This window comes from Mesorhizobium sp. B264B1B (assembly GCF_020165765.1).
Classification (GTDB): Bacteria; Pseudomonadota; Alphaproteobacteria; order Rhizobiales; family Rhizobiaceae; genus Mesorhizobium.
This window is the reverse complement of record NZ_JAIUIS010000003.1, coordinates 82874-98621: the sequence shown is the minus strand read 5'-3', so window position 1 is coordinate 98621 and position 15748 is coordinate 82874. Positions and strand designations below refer to the sequence as shown.

Genomic DNA, 15748 nt, shown 5'->3' with positions numbered 1-15748 from the left:
GGCCTTAGGCGGCGGCGTTCTGGGTCGCGGGAAGCTCGAACGCGCCTTCGCGCGCCAGCCGGATTGTCGTCGTCACGATCGTCTTGCGCGCCGCCATGATGTCGGCGAGGGGAACCCCTTCGGATCCTTGTCCGAGTTCGGCTTCGATCATGCGCCGCGAGCGTGCGCCGATCGCCGACAGCGCCGCTTCGGCAAGGATCGCCGAAGTGCCGCGCAGCGCCAGCGTGACCAGTTCGGTCGACAGCCCGTCGAATAGAAGCACGCGCGCTTTCTGGGTAAGCAGCGGCAAATCGTCGAAGGAGAACAGCCGAGCCCGGACGCCGTCGAGATCGGGCGTGCCGGCGGCCTCCAGGTCCTGCATGACCTCCTCGAGCAGCGGCTTGTCCAATTCGTTGAGAACGCTGGCGACGCGCGCCTGTCCGGCCGATGTATCCTTGGTCGCGGTTTCCGCCAGCACGCTGGTGCGCAGCCGGTTTTCGACGATCCTGCTGGCGGCGTCGGGAACATTGGCCATCGTCACCATGCGCTTGATGATCTCGCCGCGCGTCGGCTTGCTCAACGTCAACAGCACGCTCGCCGCCGCCTGCGGCGCCAGCTTCGACAGCACCATGGCCGCAGTCTGCGGATGTTCACCGGCCAGGAAAGTACCAAGCCGCACCGGCTCGAGCTTCTCGAGCTCGGGCCAGATCGGCGGCGGACCTTCCGGCGCAACCTCGAATTTCTTGTCACCCATGATCGCGCTCATCTCTTCGGGTGACAGCGATTCATTGAGGATGGTGTCCATCCTGTCGGCGGAATCGAGCAGTCCCGCCCCTTCGGTGAACTCCGCCTCGAACTCGGCGACGATGCGCTCGAGATCGCCTTGCGGAATGGTCCTGAGCAGCCGGGCGCCCTCGATGAGCGCCTTCAATTCCTCCTGCTTGAAGAATTTCAAGAGGCGGCTGGCCGACGGCTTGCCCATCGCCACCAGTATGGCGGCCGCCTTCTGCGGACGCGTCAGGGAAAGGGACGTCGTCATGCCTTTCGCTCCCGCTGCCGCCGGCAAGACCCGCGACGCATCTTCACGCGCCCTTCGTGCCGGCGATGATTTCGGTCAGCCTGATGCCGAAGCGCGACGGGTCGCTTTCGAGCACGGTGATCTCGCCGCGCGCTATTCTGCGGCCGTTGACCACCACGTCGACCGGTTCGCCGATGCGGCGGTTGAGCGCCACCGTGGAGCCCTTCTGCAGCGCCATCAGGTCGGACACCGGCATCTCGGTGCTGCCGAGGATGATCTGGACGTCGACTGGGATGTTCATGATGACGCTCGAATTGGCAGCGGACGCGGCCTTGAACGCAATATCGGGGCGCTGTTCCTCTTCATGCAGAACCCCGCGCAATTCCTCGATGGCGCGGTCGAGCTGCTCGTCCGGCTGGTCGATTTCGGCTTCTGCCTTGGTCTTGGCCATGCATCGTCTCCAAAAGCTCAGGCGTGCCCGGCACCAGCCGGCATGAGCCCGTCGATAAAATCCTGTCCGGCATCATAGGGATGCTTGATCCGGACGGTGTAATTCTGTCCCAGCTTGCCGAACTCGCATACGAACAGCGTCTTGCCGCGCGCGCCGAGACGCGCTTGCGATTGCGCCGTTTCCTCGAATTCGATGATCTGGCCAATTTCGAAATCGGCAAGATCGCCGAGCGTCAGTCGGGCCAGCGGCATGGTCGCCTCGAGCGCCACCGTGGAGCGCATCACTTCTTCCGAAAAGCGCGCGCGCCAGCTGGCGCCCTGATCGTTCTCGCCGCCGGCGGCAGCGCTGTCCCGGCTGGCCAGCACGACACGCTGCGGCATCGTAACCGTGACGGTGCCGCTGTCGGCCGGCGTCGAGATGCCAAAGACGATGCGGATTGCAGCGCCATCGCGCAACACGTGTCGTTTGGCTTCGGTGCCCGACATCGCCCGCGGCACTGGCAGGCGCAGGTCGAGCGACCGTCGTCCCGATCCGTTCAGTGCCTGCGCGACCTGCTGGAACATCATGGTCGAAACATCGACCTCGATCTGCGACAGATCACGCTCTATCGGCGATGCCGGCATCTCCGGGTCGCCGCCGAACAGCGTGCAAAGCGTGACCGCGATCGCCGGCGCATCGATCACCAGGGTCATGGCATCGGAGGACGTGGCTGACGCAACGATGGTCATGGCAAACGTATCGCCGGCACGGGAGCGGGCCTCCGCGACGCGGCTGACCTCGACCCCCCTGAGATCGACGGTGACCGGAACTCCAAGCTCACTGGTCAGGCTCTTCTGCAGCAGCGGCGCAGCGCGCTCTGCCATGCCCCGGCCGGCGCCGATGACCTGGGCGGCCTCGCCGCTGTCGCCGACCAGGCGCTCGATGATCAGGGAGCGCGCTTGTGAGGGACTGCCGGGACTGGTCATGACAATGTCGGCACCGATCTGTCGCGCATCGCTCAGGCGGCCCTTTTCTCGGCGGAGCCGGTGTTCATCGTGCTCTGCTCGACGGCGTCGATGGTCGGCCGTTCATAGGACGATATGGTCTTGCGGCCGAACTCGATCGCCACCTGCGGCAGGGCGCCGTTCATGTAGGCGAGCAACGTCTGCTTGACGATGATGTAGAGCCGGTTCTTCTTCTCGCGCACCGTCTTGATCTTGGTGGCGACGGGCCCGACCACCGCGTAAGACAGGAAGATGCCGAGGAAGGTACCGACGAGGGCGGCGCCGATCAGGCCGCCAAGGATTTCCGGCGACTGGTCGAGCGCGCCCATCGCCTTGACCACGCCGAGCACGGCGGCGACGATCCCGAGCGCCGGCAGGCCGTCGCCGACCGCCACCAGCGCGTGGTAGGCTTTCATCTTGTCGGACTTGATGGTCTGGATTTCCTCATCCATCAGCGCCTCGATCTCGTGCGAACGGGCGTTGCCGATGATGATGATCCGGCAATAGTCGCAGATGAAATGCGTCAGGTCGTGGTTCTTCAGCACGGTGGGGAATGCCTGGAAGATCGCCGATTCCTCGGGATTGTCGATATGCGCCTCGACCTCGCTGCGCGACTTCGAACGCAGTTCACGCATCAGGCTGTGCAGCACGCCGAGCGTTTCCAGATAATCCTGCTCCTTCGGCACGGCCTGCTTGAAGGCTTCGAGGATGCCCCTGCCGGTGTCCTTGACCGTTTTCATCGGATTGGCGACGAGGAAGGTGCCGAGTGCGGCGCCGCAGATGACCACCGCTTCCCAGGGCTGCATCAGCACATGCAGATGCCCGCCCATGGCCATGAAGCCGCCAAGGACGCAGCCGAGCGTCACCACCAGTCCAATCAGAATGCCCACGAGAGGTCCTTCCGCATTTCAAGTCAGGTGCAAGGGATAGTCCCCGTGCCTTGTGTGAGGCTTGAATCGGAGCGGCATCGAGCCGATCGGCGCGATTCAGTTTCGCGCAAGGAAGTGAGTCTATTGTGCTGGGCATAGCTTCGGCCGGAGGCGCGTCCTTGCTCAGTACCTATACCAGCTACCAGTTGATCACCAGGGACATCGACAAGTCGATCGACCGCATCGAAAAGCAGCCGACGGTCGATCGCGACACCAAATATTATCTGGACAACATCACCAAGGTGAAATCGATCGACGATTTCGTCAACAATGACCGTTTGTTCAAATATGCCATGAAGGCCTACGGCCTGGAGGACATGGCTTACGCCAAGGCGTTCATGGTCAAGGCGCTCAAGGAAGGCGTTTCCGACCCCGACAGTTTCGCCAACAAGCTGACCGACAAGCGCTACGCCGAATTTGTCAGCGCCTTCAACTTCGCAGCCAACGGCGCCAATACCACCGTTTACAACAAGGCGCAGCAGCTGGTGACCGGCAACTATGCGCTGCAAGTCCAGATCGGCGCCTCGCAGGCGGGCTTCTCTTACTATCAGAGCGAAACCGCCTATTATGTCACCAACATCTCCAAGGTTAAGTCGATCGACGACCTGATGGGCGACAGCCGCCTGCTGACATACGCGATGGCCGCATTCGGGCTCGACGCCAAAACCGAACCGGCCGCAACGGTCAGGGCGATGCTCGAAGGTGGCGTCAGCGATACCAACAGTCCCGCCAACAAGCTGACCGACAAGAGTTACGCCAACTTCGTCTCGGCGTTCGACTTCGCCCAGTATGGCGATCAGACGACCACGCGCGACAACGTCCAGCAGGCGGTGCCTAAGGGCTACATGGCCGGAGCCGGGCTGACGTTGATCAAGCCGAGCGCGCAGTACGTCAAGGGCGAGGCCGACTACTACGCGGCAAACATTTCCAAGGTGAGGTCGATTGACGACCTCATGGCGGACAAGCGCCTGCTTACATTCGCCATGGCGTCCTATGGACTGGATGCGTCAACCGAAACCCCGCGGCAGATCCGCGCCATGCTCGAGGGCGGCGTGAGCGATTCCAACAGCCCTGCAAACAAGCTGACCGATAAACGATACGCCAACTTCGTCACGGCCTTCGATTTTGCCCAATATGGCGATCAGACGACCACGCGCGACGCAGTGCTGAAAGATACACCGAAAATCTACACGACAGAGTCGGCGCTTGGCCTGATCAAGCCGAATGCGGACTACATCAAGTCGGAGACCGCATATTACCTGGCGAACATCACGAACGTGAAATCCATCGACGATCTGATGGCCAACAGCCGCTTGTACAATTATGCCCTCTCGGCCTACGCGCTCGATCCGGCGACAGAGAGCAAGGACCTGATCCGCAGCGTCCTGGCCGGTGGCGTCCGCGACCCCGACAGCGTCGCCAACAAGATAACCAACAAAGCCTATGCCGGGCTCGCCTCTGCCTTCAACTTCGAACAATACGCCGAAGCGGCCACCACGACCAATCCAGCACAGCAGCCGACCGTCGACAAATACATGCGCCAGACGTTGGAGGAGGATGCCGGCCAAACCAACGAGGGCGTACGGCTGGCGCTCTATTTCCAGCGCAAGGCGCCTGATATCACCAGCTGGTATAATGTGCTCGCCGACACCGCTCTTGCCAGTGTGGTGCGCACAGTGCTCGGCTTGCCCGATTCCTTCGCCACCGCCGATGTCGACAAGCAGGCGCAGCTGTTCGAGCAGAAGCTCGACATTTCCGATTTCTCCGACCCCGAAAAGCTCGGCAAGTTCCTGACCCGCTTCACCTCCATGTACGAGATCAACCACCCGACCTCGTCAGCCGTGTCGTCGATCAGCGTGCTCTTCGCCAAGCCGGTCACGGCGGGGATCTCCACCGACCTGATGATGGCCATGCAGAAGTTGAAGTTCTGACCATGCGGGACAGTCTCTACGTCGCCCTTTCCTCGCAGATCGCGCTCGAGCGTCGGCTCGACACGATCGCCGACAATGTCGCCAACGCCTCGACCGTCGGCTTTCGCGCCACCGGCGTGAAGTTCGAGGACGTGGTGTCCGGCACCGGGCCGAAATCCGTGTCCTTCGCCTCCTCGGGCAAGACCTACCTTTCCGGCGCCCATGGCTCCCTGACCGAGACCGGCAATCCGTTCGATTTCGCCATACAGGGCGACGCCTGGTTCGCCATCGAGACGCCGGTCGGCACCGTCATGACCCGCGATGGCCGCTTCTCGATGAACGAGAATGGCGAGCTGATGTCGGTCGAGGGCCATCCCGTGCTCGACGCCGGCGGCGCACCGATCCAGCTCGACCCCCGCAACGGCCCGCCCAAGGCCGGAGCCGACGGATCGTTGCGCCAGAACGATCAGCTGGTAGGCTCCATCGGCCTGTACAATTTCGATCCGGGTGAGAATTTCGTGCGCTACGGCAATTCCGGCATCGTGCCGGCGCGCACGCCCGAGCCGGTGACCGATCGCGCCGATATCGGCGTCGCCCAGGGCTTCGTCGAGGAATCCAACGTCAATCCAGTGCTGGAGATGACGCGGCTGATCATGGTCCAGCGCGCTTTCGAGAACACCGCCGCCCTGATGCGGCAGACTGATTCCTCCACCGACGAGGCGATCAAGACGCTCGGCTCGAAGTAGCATGTCGCTCGACCAGCCTACCCTGCGCGCACCCGAAAGACTGCCCCAGCCAACGCCGGAAGACCGGCTTGCCGCGCTGGAGCGGATATGGCGGCGCTTCAGCGATGCCGAGGGACTGCTCAAACGCGGCGGCCTCGTCACCGAAGTCACATCGACGCATTACAAGGTGCGCGGCCTTTCGGATTTCGCCAGGCTGGGCGATCTTGTCGAACAGCGCGGCCATGCCGGCACGCGCCGCGGCGAGATCGTCAAGATCAGCCGCGACGAGATTGTCGTGGCCCCCTTCGAACGCAGTGCCGATGCCGGCATAGGCGACGCCGTTTTCCGTCGCGGTCCGCTCGCCGTGGCGCCGCATGCCTCGTGGCGCGGCCGCACGATCGACGCGCTCACCCGGGCGATCGACGGTGGCCCGCCATTGATCAGGGGCGACGGCATGTCCGGGGCCGCCACGCCCGGCGCCATGGCGCGCCAGCGCGTCGGCACCGCCTTCATGACCGGGGTCAAGATCATCGACATTTTCACGCCGCTCTGTTTCGGCCAGCGCATGGGCGTCTTTGCCGGTTCCGGTGTCGGCAAGTCGACGCTGCTGGCCATGCTCGCCGGCGCAGACGTCTTCGACACCGTGGTCGTGGCGCTGATCGGCGAACGCGGCCGCGAGGTCCGCGAATTCCTCGAGGACACGATCGGCGACAGCATGGCCAAGACCGTAGCCGTCGTCGCCACCAGCGACGAAAGCGCCATGATGCGCCGGCGGGCGCCGGACACCGCGATGCGTGTCGCCGAACATTTTCGCGACCAGGGCCACCGCGTGCTTCTGGTGCTGGATTCGATCACCCGCTTTGCCCACGCCCTGCGCGAAGTGGCGACGGGAACGGGTGAGCCGCCGGTCGCGCGCGGCTATCCGGCTTCGGTTTTCACCGAGCTGCCGAAGCTGCTCGAACGCGCCGGGCCGGGAGTGGAAGGGAAAGGATCGATCACCGCGATCATTTCCGTGCTGGTCGACGGCGACGACCACAACGATCCGGTGGCCGATTCCGTGCGCGGCATCCTTGACGGCCATGTCGTGCTCGACCGCGCGATCGCCGAACAGGGCCGCTATCCGCCGGTCAATCCGCTGTCGTCCATATCACGCCTGGCCGGCAAGGCCTGGAGCGTCGAGCAGCGCGCGCTGGTGACGCGGCTGAAGTCGATGATCTCCCGCTTCGAGGACACGCGCGACATCCGCCTGCTCGGCGCCTACCAGGGCGGCGCCGACGTGGAACTCGATATGGCGGTGCGCCAGGTACCCCTGATCTACGAGGCGCTGATGCAATCGCCGAAGGACCGCCCGTCCGCTGATCCGTTCTCCGATCTCGCCCGCCATCTCAAGGGAAAGCAGAATGCCGAACAAGGGGACTGAGCTCCAGCATACCGAGCGTATCCTGCGCGAAATGATCGCCGAGGCGAAAGCCGAAGAAGAGATCGAAGCCAGCCGCAACTCGGCCATCGACGGGCTCTTCGCCGCCCCGCAATGGCCGCAGCCGCCCAAGACCGCGTTTCCCAGGCTGGGCAAGAAGGCCGGCCGGCGCAGCGATTTCGTCATCGCCGCGCTCGGCATCACGCTCGGCCTGATCTGCGCGCTGTTCCCCTGGTATATCTTCTTCAATCAGGAACAGTTCGGCGTCCAGGCAATCAAGTTCGGCGGCACCGGCACCAATTCTGGACGCGAGGGCGGCGGCGTGGTTGCCGAGCGCAGCGCGCCGCTGACGGCCAAGGACGTTCCGAATGCCAATATCGACCTGCTTGCCACCGGAACCGTGCAGGACGATCCCAGCGCCGCCCCGGCACCAGATGACCAGCCCTTTCCGGCCGACGTCACCAAATTCCGCATGGTCCACGTCGCCAATGGCCGCGCCATGATCGAGGACGACACCGGGCTGTGGATGGTCCAGCGCGGCTCGATACTGCCGGATTCCAACAAGGTGTCGTCGATCGAGCAACGCAACGGCAAATGGGTGATGGTCACCAGCGCCAACCAGGTGATCGAGCTTTCCAGATAAGTTCGCCGCGCTTGCCGGTTGCGTCCGCCCGCAAGGTCCGCGCAAGACTGGCGGCCTAGTCTTTGGGCACACGCCCGGAGATTCCCATGGAGCCCGTTTCTCTTTTCGATCTCGCCGCCAAGCAGGCGCAATGGCTGGCCGTGCGTCAGTCGGCGGTCGCCGGCAACATCGCCAACGCCAACACGCCGGGCTATACGGCAAACGATGTCGAGCCGTTCGAAAAGGTGCTCGACCGCGCGGCGGTGTCGTTGCAGACGACACAGGCCGGACATCTCGGCAGCGCCGCGACCAATGCCGGTTTCGCGATCAAGCCACAGGAAGACGACGGCGTCGTCATGCCGTCCAAAAACACCGTCGTGCTCGAGGACCAGCTTCTCAAGGCCGGTGAGGTGCGCCGCTCCTTCGAGCTCAACACGGCAATCGTCAAGGCATTCCATTCGATGATGATGATGGCGGTGAAGAGCTGACCATGGACGCGCTCACAGCAGCCCTCAAAGTAGCAGCCTCCGGCCTCGGCGCCCAGTCGGAGCGGCTGCGCGTGGTTTCCGAAAACCTCGCCAATGCCCAGTCGACCGGCACCACCCCCGGCTCCGACCCCTATCGCCGCAAGACCATCAGCTTCGTCTCGGAGCTCGACCGGACCACTGGCAGCTCAACGGTCGAAGTGAACTCGATCGACCGCGATCCCAGCGATTTTCCCGTGGAATTCCAACCCGGCAACGAGGCCGCCGACGACAAGGGCTACGTCAAGATGCCCAACGTCAACGTGCTGATCGAAATGGCTGACATGACCGAGGCCAACCGCTCCTACGAGGCTAACCTGCAAGTCGTGAAGCAGGCGCGCGATCTCATTTCAATGACCATCGACCTGATGAGGAACCAATGATCGTGAACGGCATCGGCGCGCTCAACTTGAAGCCTGGACTTGGCGACACGGCGACTGAGCTGCTTCAGGGCGGCGTTGCGCCCGCGAGCGCAGGCAACCTCGGCACCTCCTTCGCCGAGGCGCTGAGCCAGGCGGCCACAAAGACCGTCAACACGCTGCAGAACGCCGAGCAGGTCTCGGTCCAGGCGCTCAAGGGCGACGCCGACACCCGTCAGGTCGTCGATGCCGTGATGAGCGCCCAGCAGGCGCTGCAGACCGCCGTCGCCATCCGCGACAAGGTCGTTTCGGCCTATCTCGAAGTCAGCCGCATGGGCATCTGAGGAGTTCGGCCATGAAAGCACTCGCCATCGCCGCCACCGGCATGAACGCCCAGCAGACCAATCTGGAAGTCATCGCCAACAATATCGCCAACATCAACACCACCGGCTACAAGCGGGCGCGGGCCGAATTCTCCGACCTGCTCTACCAGGTCGACCGCACGCAAGGCGTGCCCAACCGCTCCAACGCTTCGCTGGTGCCGGAAGGCGTCTCGATCGGCCTCGGCGTCAAGACCACCGCCGTGCGCAACGTCCACACCCAGGGCGAACTGACCAGCACCGGCAACAGTTTCGACATGGCGCTCACCGGCAGGGGCTGGTTCCAGATCGAAGGCGCCGACGGCGGCACGCTCTACACCCGCGCCGGCGCCTTCAACACCAACGCCACAGGCCAGCTGGTGACGGTGGACGGCGCCAGCGTCATTCCAGCGATCAACGTCCCGGTCGACGCCGTCGAGGTCATCGTCAACAAGACGGGCCAGGTCTTCGCCCGCATCGATGGCCAGACCGACCTGCAGAATCTCGGCCAGCTCCAGATCGTCAACTTCGCCAACGAAGCGGGACTGGCGCCGCTCGGCGACAATCTGTTCCAGGAAACGACCGCCTCCGGCCCGGCCAATGCCGGCGTGCCCGGTGATCCCGGCTTCGCCACCATCCAGCAAGGCTATCTCGAGGCCTCCAACGTCGACCCGGTCAAGGAAATTACCGAACTGATCTCGGCGCAGCGCGCTTATGAGATGAATTCCAAGGTCATCCAGGCCGCCGACGACATGGCCTCGGTCGTCTCCAAGAACATCAGGTAACGACAATGGCCGGTCCGGTCTCCTGCTCCGCGTTCCGCCGCACCGCGCTCGTCCTTGCGCTGGTGACCGGCGGCATGCCGGCTTTCGCGCAGGACGCGGCCAACCGGTCGGCAACGCAGATCGCCAGCAGCCAGCCTGCCGGCGAGGTCGTGCTGATCCCAAACCGGGTCATTTATCCCGGCGAGACCATCGAGCTCGCGGCCCTCAAGCAGGTGACCCTCATCCCCGGCAAGCACAAGCCCGACGCGGTGGCCACCCTTGCCGAGGAACTCCAGGGCAAGATCGCCAAGCGCACGCTGCTGCCCGGCCGCTACATCCCCGCCGCCGCCATTCGCGACGCCTGGCTGGTCGAGCAGGGCGCAGCCGTGCAGGTCTTCTTCATCGCCGGCGGATTGACGATATCGGCCACCGCCGTGACCTTGCAGCCAGGCTCGGCCGGCGATCTCATCAAGGTTCGCAACAGCGACAGCGGGAAAATTCTCTCCGGCACGGTGATGGCTGACGGAACCATCCAGGTCAGCGCTTCATGATGCGTCCGCTTGCTCTTCTGCTTGCGGCCGCGCTCGGCCTGCAGCCTGCCTTGGCCGACGGCCTCACGCCCAAGGCCAAGCGCGAACTCGCCGCCAGGAATGGCGGCGTCTATGACGATCCTGAATATGATCCGGCCACCACCACGCGCATGTTCCGCGTCTCGCCCGGGCCAAGCTCGCTGCCGCCGGGCCAGGTCGCCTCGCGCATCAAGGACATCGCGCAGCTGCAGAGTTCGCGCGACAACCAGCTCGTCGGCTACGGCCTGGTCATCGGCCTCGCCGGATCGGGCGACAGCTTGCGCAACTCGCCGTTCACCGAACAGTCGATCCGCGCCATGCTGGAGAATCTCGGCATCGCCACCGAAGGCGGCAGAGCGCGCGCCAAGAACGTCGCCGCCGTCATCGTCACCGCCAACATGCCGCCCTACGTGCAGTCGGGCGCGCGCATCGACATCGATGTCTCCTCGATGGGCGACGCCACCTCGCTCGCAGGCGGCACGCTGATCATGACGCCGCTGAAGGCGGCGGACGGTGAGATCTATGCTGTCGGCCAGGGCGCGGTCATCGTTTCGGGCTTCACCGCTCAGGGTCAGGCCGAGCAGCTGACGCAAGGCGTGCCGACAGCCGGCCGCGTGCCAAACGGCGCCATCGTCGAGCGCGCGGTGAAGGCCGAGTTCGACGATCAGTCGACACTGACGCTGCAACTGCGCAATCCCGATTTCTCGACCGCCATCCGCATCGCCGACGCGATCAACGACTACACCAGCCAGCGCTTCGGCATGCGCGTGGCGGCCGAGCGCGATTCCCGCACCGTGCAGATCAGGCGGCCGAAAAGCGTCTCGGCGGCCCGCTTCTACGCCGAGATCGAAAACCTCGTGGTCGAATCCGACACGCCGGCGCGCGTGGTCATCGACGAACGCACGGGTACCATCGTCATCGGCAACGACGTCAAGATCTCGCGCGTGGCCATCAGCCACGGCACGCTGACGGTGCGCATCACCGAAGCGCCGCGCGTCGTGCAGCCCGAACCATTCTCCAAGGGCGAAACCGCCGTCGAGCCGTTCACCGCCATCGACGCCAGCCGGCCCGACGCGCGCGTCGCCGTGCTCGACGGCCCGGACCTGCAAACCCTTGTTTCCGGCCTCAACCGCCTCGGCGTGAAGCCCGACGGCATCATTGCCATCCTGCAAGGCATCAAGTCGGCCGGCGCCCTGCAAGCCGATCTGGTTCTCCAATAGGCGATGCCGATGATCTTCTTCCCCTCATTCCATCAAGGATGCCGCCCCGCCGCGATCCTGTTCGCGGCCTGCGCTCTGGCGGCCTTTTCCAGCGGCGTGCATGCCGAGGAAGCCGTCCGCCAGGTCCTGCCGGGGGCGCCGCCCGCACCCGCGCCGCAGCTGTTGGCCCGGGAGAAGGCTCCCGACCAAAGCGAGATCGAGCGCTTCTGCTCCAACATAGCCGACGCCGCCCGCGACCGCCGCTACGTGTTGCAGGCGGAGGAGTTGAAACAGCTCCAGGCCGGCATCGACCAACGCATGAAGGCACTGGACGAAAAGCGGGCCGAATACGAGACCTGGCTGAAGCGGCGCGAGGTGTTCCTAGCCCGGGCCGAGGACAGCGTCGTCAAGATCTATGCCGGCATGAAGCCCGACGCGGCGGCCGAGCGCCTGGCCATCGTCAATGCCGATCTCGCCGCGGCCATCCTGATGAAGCTGGATTCGCGCAAGGCCGGCGTCATCCTCAACGAAATGGACCAGAAGGCGGCGGCGACGCTCACCGGCATCATGGCCAGCGCAGCCCGAAGGGTAGATCCGTCATGATCCGCAGAACGCTCATCCTGTGCGCGGTCGCAGCTTTGTCCGGCTGCGGCACCAATCTCAAGGAGATCGGCAGGGAGCCTTCACTGTCGCCGGTCGGTTCCGGCATCGGCAGTGAAGGAGCTTCGCCCTACAGCTATCCTGAGCCGCCTGCCGCGCCGGTCAAGAAATTCTCGCTGTGGGACGATCGCCAGAGCCGGCTGTTCACCGACCCCAGGGCGTTGCGCGAAGGCGACATTCTCACCGTCAGGATCAAGCTCAACGACAAGGCCAACTTCAAGAACCAGAACGACAGGAGCCGCACCGCCTCGCGCAAGCTGGGTTACGACGTCACGCTCGGATGGGAAGACAAGAGCACGAGCGGCAAGGGCGACGCCGGCCTGAGCTCCAGCACCGAAACCAATGCGGACGGCGAGATCAAGCGCTCGGAGAACCTGGAGCTCAACGTCGCTGCCGTCGTCACCGAAGTCCTGCCCAATGGCAATTTGATGATCAGGGGCTCGCAGGAAGTGCGTGTCAATTATGAGCTCAGGGTGCTTACCATCGCAGGCATGGTGCGCCCGTCGGATATCGGCGCGGAGAACACCATCTCCTACGAACGCATCGCCGAGGCGCGCATCTCCTATGGCGGCCGCGGCCGCGTCAGCGAGGTCCAGCAGCCGGCCTACGGCCAGCAGATCCTCGACCAGGTTCTTCCGTTCTAGGGCATTGGAGACCGCAGCAGCGTGGCCAGCGTCGAACAGGTTCCGTCTCGCAAGGGTCCTTCCCTTGCCGTCCAGGGCGCCATGCTGCTCCTGGTGACGGCTGCCGCCATCGGCATGGGCTGGCTGTCCGGCGGCTATCTCAAGGGTGTGGGGGCACCGGCATCGGTACCCGTCGCGCCGGAAAACGAGGGCAAGGTGCCCAAGCCCGCCGACGCGCAAGAGCCCGGCACGGGACCGTCACTCGTCGCGCTGGCGCCGATCACCACCAACATCGCCTCGCCCGCCGAGACCTGGATCAGGATGGAAGTGTCGGTGGTCTACGACGCGCCGCAGCCGCCGGCAATGTCGGATGAGATCCATCAGGATCTTCTGGCCTTCGTGCGCACCCTGAAGATGCACCAGATAGAAGGCGCCAGCGGCTATCAGCACCTGAAGGCCGATATCGAGGAGCGCGCCTCGATCCGCAGCCAGGGGCATGCCAAGCAGGTACTCATCAGGACGTTGCTGCTCGAATGAAGAAATTTCTTCTTGCCGCGGCGCTGCTCGGCGCCGCCACATCGATCGCGACGGCCCAGCAACTGGACCTCGGCGGCATCGGCAAGGCCGACGGCACCACCGTCGGCTACATCATCCAGATGTTCGGCCTGCTCACCGTGCTGTCGGTGGCGCCGGGCCTGCTGATCATGGTGACGAGCTTCACCCGTTTCGTCATCGCCTTCTCGATCCTGCGCGCCGGCATCGGCCTGCAGTCGACGCCGGCGAACCTTATCCTCATTTCGCTGTCGCTGTTCATGACCTTCTATGTCATGGCGCCAACCTTCGACCAGGCCTGGAATACCGGCGTCAAGCCGCTGATGGACAACCAGATCAGCCAAACCGAGGCCTTCGAGAAGATTTCCGATCCCTTCCGCACCTTCATGCTGCACAATGTGCGCGACAAGGACTTCGACCTGTTCGCCGACCTCGCGCGCGAACGCGGCCAGACCGTTGCGAAGGAAACCGTCGACCTGCGCATCCTGGTGCCCGCCTTCATGATCTCCGAGATCCGGCGCGGCTTCGAGATCGGCTTCCTGATCGTGCTGCCGTTCCTGGTCATCGACCTGATCGTCGCCACCATCACAATGGCGATGGGCATGATGATGCTGCCGCCGACGGTGGTGTCGCTGCCGTTCAAGATCCTGTTCTTCGTGCTGATCGACGGCTGGAACCTGCTTGTCGGCAGCCTGGTGCGCTCCTTCAACTGATCGCGCCCGGCGCCGAACCGCGCCCTCCCGTTTTTTTCGACAATATTTTTCGATTAACCGTCCGGTTTAGTCCTTTGGTAGGGACTTGCCGCCATATTCCCCGCAGATGGCGGGTGATCGGGTCTCAGACAGATCATTGGCATGATGCCGCTCCGTCATACCGGCCAATCCGGTATGTCAAAAAACACCTGTAAAAAGTAAGGTACGAGTAGACATGGCCAGTATCATGACCAATGCCTCGGCGCTGACCGCGCTGCAGAGCTTGAACGCCACCAACAAGAACCTCGAAACCACCCAGGCCCGCATCTCGACGGGCTATCGCGTTTCCCAGGCTTCGGACAACGCCGCTTACTGGTCGATCGCCACCACGATGCGTTCCGACAACCAGCAGATGTCGACCGTTTCGGACGCGCTCGGCCTCGGCGCCTCGAAGGTCGATACCGCTTACACCGGCATGAACAGCGCGATCGACACCATCAACCAGATCAAGACCAAGCTGACCGCCTCTTACGGCCAGACGGATGCCGACAAGGAAAAGACCCAGACCGAAATCGCCGCCCTTCAGAAGCAGCTGAAGGCCTATGCCGATGGCGCCAGCTTCTCCGGCACCAACATGCTGTCCGTGGACAGCGGCACGGGCACGTCCGTGGCGGACATCAAGATCGTTTCGGCCTTCAACCGTGACGCTTCCGGCGCGGTATCGATCTCGACGATCGACGTCAACGTGGAAAGCACCAAGCTGTACGAGGCGGGTACCACGGCCGGCACCGCGAAGGGCATCCTCGACGCCGCGCGTCTGGGCACCGACGGCAGCGTCACCGCCACGGCGGCTACTCCGGCTGCTGGTGCTACCGTTGCGGCCGGCGACACCTATTCGGTCGCCAGCCTGAAGATCTTCGACTCCGCAACGGGCAAGGGCTTCAGCGACGACCAGATCTCGGGGATGATGAACGTCGTCGACGCCGCGCTCAAGGACATGACGAACGCCGCCACCACGCTCGGCGCCGCCAAGAGCAGCATCGACCTGCAGAAGACGTTCACGCAGAGCCTGATGGACTCCATCGACCGCGGCGTTGGCCAGCTCGTCGATGCCGACATGAACAAGGAATCGACCCGCCTCCAGGCCCTGCAGGTTCAGCAGCAGCTCGGCATCCAGGCGCTGTCGATCGCCAACGGTTCGTCGCAGTCGATCCTGTCGCTCTTCCGCGGCTGATCGCCTTCACCATCCACGAACAGCACCAAGATATCGGGCCGCGCCAAAAGCGCGGCCCGATTGCGTTTGCTCCAGCCCCGCGCAATCCTCGTTCCTTAACTGTCGAAAGCTGACTTTTAACAGGGCGTTAACCATATCGCGCTAGCTATGGTTAACCAATAGCTTACGACAGGTTGTCG

The 15748-nt window shown here is 64.0% G+C and carries 19 protein-coding genes; 15 read left to right on the top strand and 4 right to left on the bottom strand.

Annotated features, from left to right (window positions below):
* Nucleotides 1-4: 4 nt before the first annotated feature.
* From LB547_RS07085 to motA, 4 genes are read right to left on the bottom strand one after another with little or no spacing between them, the layout of a single operon-like run.
* Nucleotides 5-1018, bottom strand: a complete 1014-nt coding sequence (locus LB547_RS07085) for a flagellar motor switch protein FliG (protein ID WP_140513630.1) — start codon at nt 1016-1018, stop codon at nt 5-7.
* Between the two features lie 43 nt (nt 1019-1061).
* Nucleotides 1062-1448, bottom strand: coding sequence for a flagellar motor switch protein FliN (gene fliN, locus LB547_RS07080; RefSeq protein WP_140496205.1), 387 nt, complete (start codon nt 1446-1448; stop codon nt 1062-1064).
* A 17-nt stretch (nt 1449-1465) separates the two neighbouring features.
* Complete coding sequence (locus LB547_RS07075) at nt 1466-2413, bottom strand: FliM/FliN family flagellar motor switch protein (protein ID WP_140650227.1); 948 nt, start codon at nt 2411-2413, stop codon at nt 1466-1468.
* A 32-nt stretch (nt 2414-2445) separates the two neighbouring features.
* On the bottom strand, nt 2446-3321 hold the full coding sequence (motA, locus tag LB547_RS07070) for a flagellar motor stator protein MotA (RefSeq protein WP_140496207.1): 876 nt from the start codon (nt 3319-3321) through the stop codon (nt 2446-2448).
* 158 nt (nt 3322-3479) lie between these two features.
* Here motA and LB547_RS07065 point away from each other — a divergent pair, with 158 nt between their 5' ends.
* The 15 genes from LB547_RS07065 (at nt 3480) to LB547_RS06995 (ending at nt 15569) form a co-directional block, all read left to right on the top strand.
* A complete protein-coding gene (locus tag LB547_RS07065) occupies nt 3480-5291 on the top strand; it encodes a DUF1217 domain-containing protein (protein WP_140761421.1) in 1812 nt (603 codons plus the stop codon).
* A 2-nt stretch (nt 5292-5293) separates the two neighbouring features.
* Entirely contained in the window at nt 5294-6016 is a 723-nt protein-coding gene (gene flgF, locus LB547_RS07060; protein ID WP_140513633.1) for a flagellar basal-body rod protein FlgF, read from the top strand.
* A gap of 1 nt (nt 6017) precedes the next feature.
* Nucleotides 6018-7415 carry a flagellar protein export ATPase FliI gene (gene fliI, locus LB547_RS07055; protein ID WP_140761416.1) on the top strand — a complete coding sequence of 466 codons (1398 nt, stop codon included), beginning with the start codon at nt 6018-6020 and terminating at the stop codon, nt 7413-7415.
* The gene (locus LB547_RS07050; protein WP_140522320.1) at nt 7396-8055 is read left to right on the top strand and encodes a hypothetical protein; all 660 of its coding nucleotides are present in this window, start codon (nt 7396-7398) and stop codon (nt 8053-8055) included. Before fliI ends, LB547_RS07050 begins: the two co-directional genes overlap by 20 nt.
* Nucleotides 8056-8141: 86 nt before the next feature.
* On the top strand, nt 8142-8522 hold the full coding sequence (gene flgB, locus LB547_RS07045; protein WP_140496212.1) for a flagellar basal body rod protein FlgB: 381 nt from the start codon (nt 8142-8144) through the stop codon (nt 8520-8522).
* 2 nt (nt 8523-8524) lie between these two features.
* Nucleotides 8525-8941 carry a flagellar basal body rod protein FlgC gene (gene flgC, locus LB547_RS07040; RefSeq protein ID WP_140496213.1) on the top strand — a complete coding sequence of 139 codons (417 nt, stop codon included), beginning with the start codon at nt 8525-8527 and terminating at the stop codon, nt 8939-8941.
* Nucleotides 8938-9261, top strand: a complete 324-nt coding sequence (locus tag LB547_RS07035; protein ID WP_181165227.1) for a flagellar hook-basal body complex protein FliE — start codon at nt 8938-8940, stop codon at nt 9259-9261. The genes flgC and LB547_RS07035 overlap by 4 nt, the downstream gene beginning before the upstream one ends.
* Nucleotides 9262-9272: 11 nt before the next feature.
* Nucleotides 9273-10061: a flagellar basal-body rod protein FlgG gene (gene flgG, locus LB547_RS07030; protein ID WP_140513636.1), complete on the top strand. Its 789-nt coding sequence runs from the start codon at nt 9273-9275 to the stop codon at nt 10059-10061.
* Nucleotides 10062-10066: 5 nt separating this feature from the next.
* Nucleotides 10067-10591: a flagellar basal body P-ring formation chaperone FlgA gene (gene flgA, locus LB547_RS07025; protein ID WP_140496215.1), complete on the top strand. Its 525-nt coding sequence runs from the start codon at nt 10067-10069 to the stop codon at nt 10589-10591.
* Nucleotides 10588-11829, top strand: coding sequence for a flagellar basal body P-ring protein FlgI (locus LB547_RS07020; protein ID WP_140513637.1), 1242 nt, complete (start codon nt 10588-10590; stop codon nt 11827-11829). The genes flgA and LB547_RS07020 overlap by 4 nt, the downstream gene beginning before the upstream one ends.
* A 3-nt stretch (nt 11830-11832) precedes the next feature.
* Complete coding sequence (locus LB547_RS07015; RefSeq protein ID WP_181167714.1) at nt 11833-12411, top strand: MotE family protein; 579 nt, start codon at nt 11833-11835, stop codon at nt 12409-12411.
* Nucleotides 12408-13112 carry a flagellar basal body L-ring protein FlgH gene (flgH, locus tag LB547_RS07010; RefSeq protein ID WP_140513639.1) on the top strand — a complete coding sequence of 235 codons (705 nt, stop codon included), beginning with the start codon at nt 12408-12410 and terminating at the stop codon, nt 13110-13112. The genes LB547_RS07015 and flgH overlap by 4 nt, the downstream gene beginning before the upstream one ends.
* An 81-nt stretch (nt 13113-13193) precedes the next feature.
* Nucleotides 13194-13628 (top strand): flagellar basal body-associated FliL family protein, encoded by a 435-nt coding sequence (locus LB547_RS07005; RefSeq protein ID WP_263483070.1) that lies wholly within the window; start codon nt 13194-13196, stop codon nt 13626-13628.
* Nucleotides 13625-14356 (top strand): flagellar type III secretion system pore protein FliP, encoded by a 732-nt coding sequence (gene fliP / locus LB547_RS07000; protein WP_140513640.1) that lies wholly within the window; start codon nt 13625-13627, stop codon nt 14354-14356. The genes LB547_RS07005 and fliP overlap by 4 nt, the downstream gene beginning before the upstream one ends.
* Before the next feature lie 214 nt (nt 14357-14570).
* On the top strand, nt 14571-15569 hold the full coding sequence (locus LB547_RS06995; RefSeq protein WP_140496221.1) for a flagellin: 999 nt from the start codon (nt 14571-14573) through the stop codon (nt 15567-15569).
* The last annotated feature ends 179 nt before the right edge of the window (nt 15570-15748 follow it).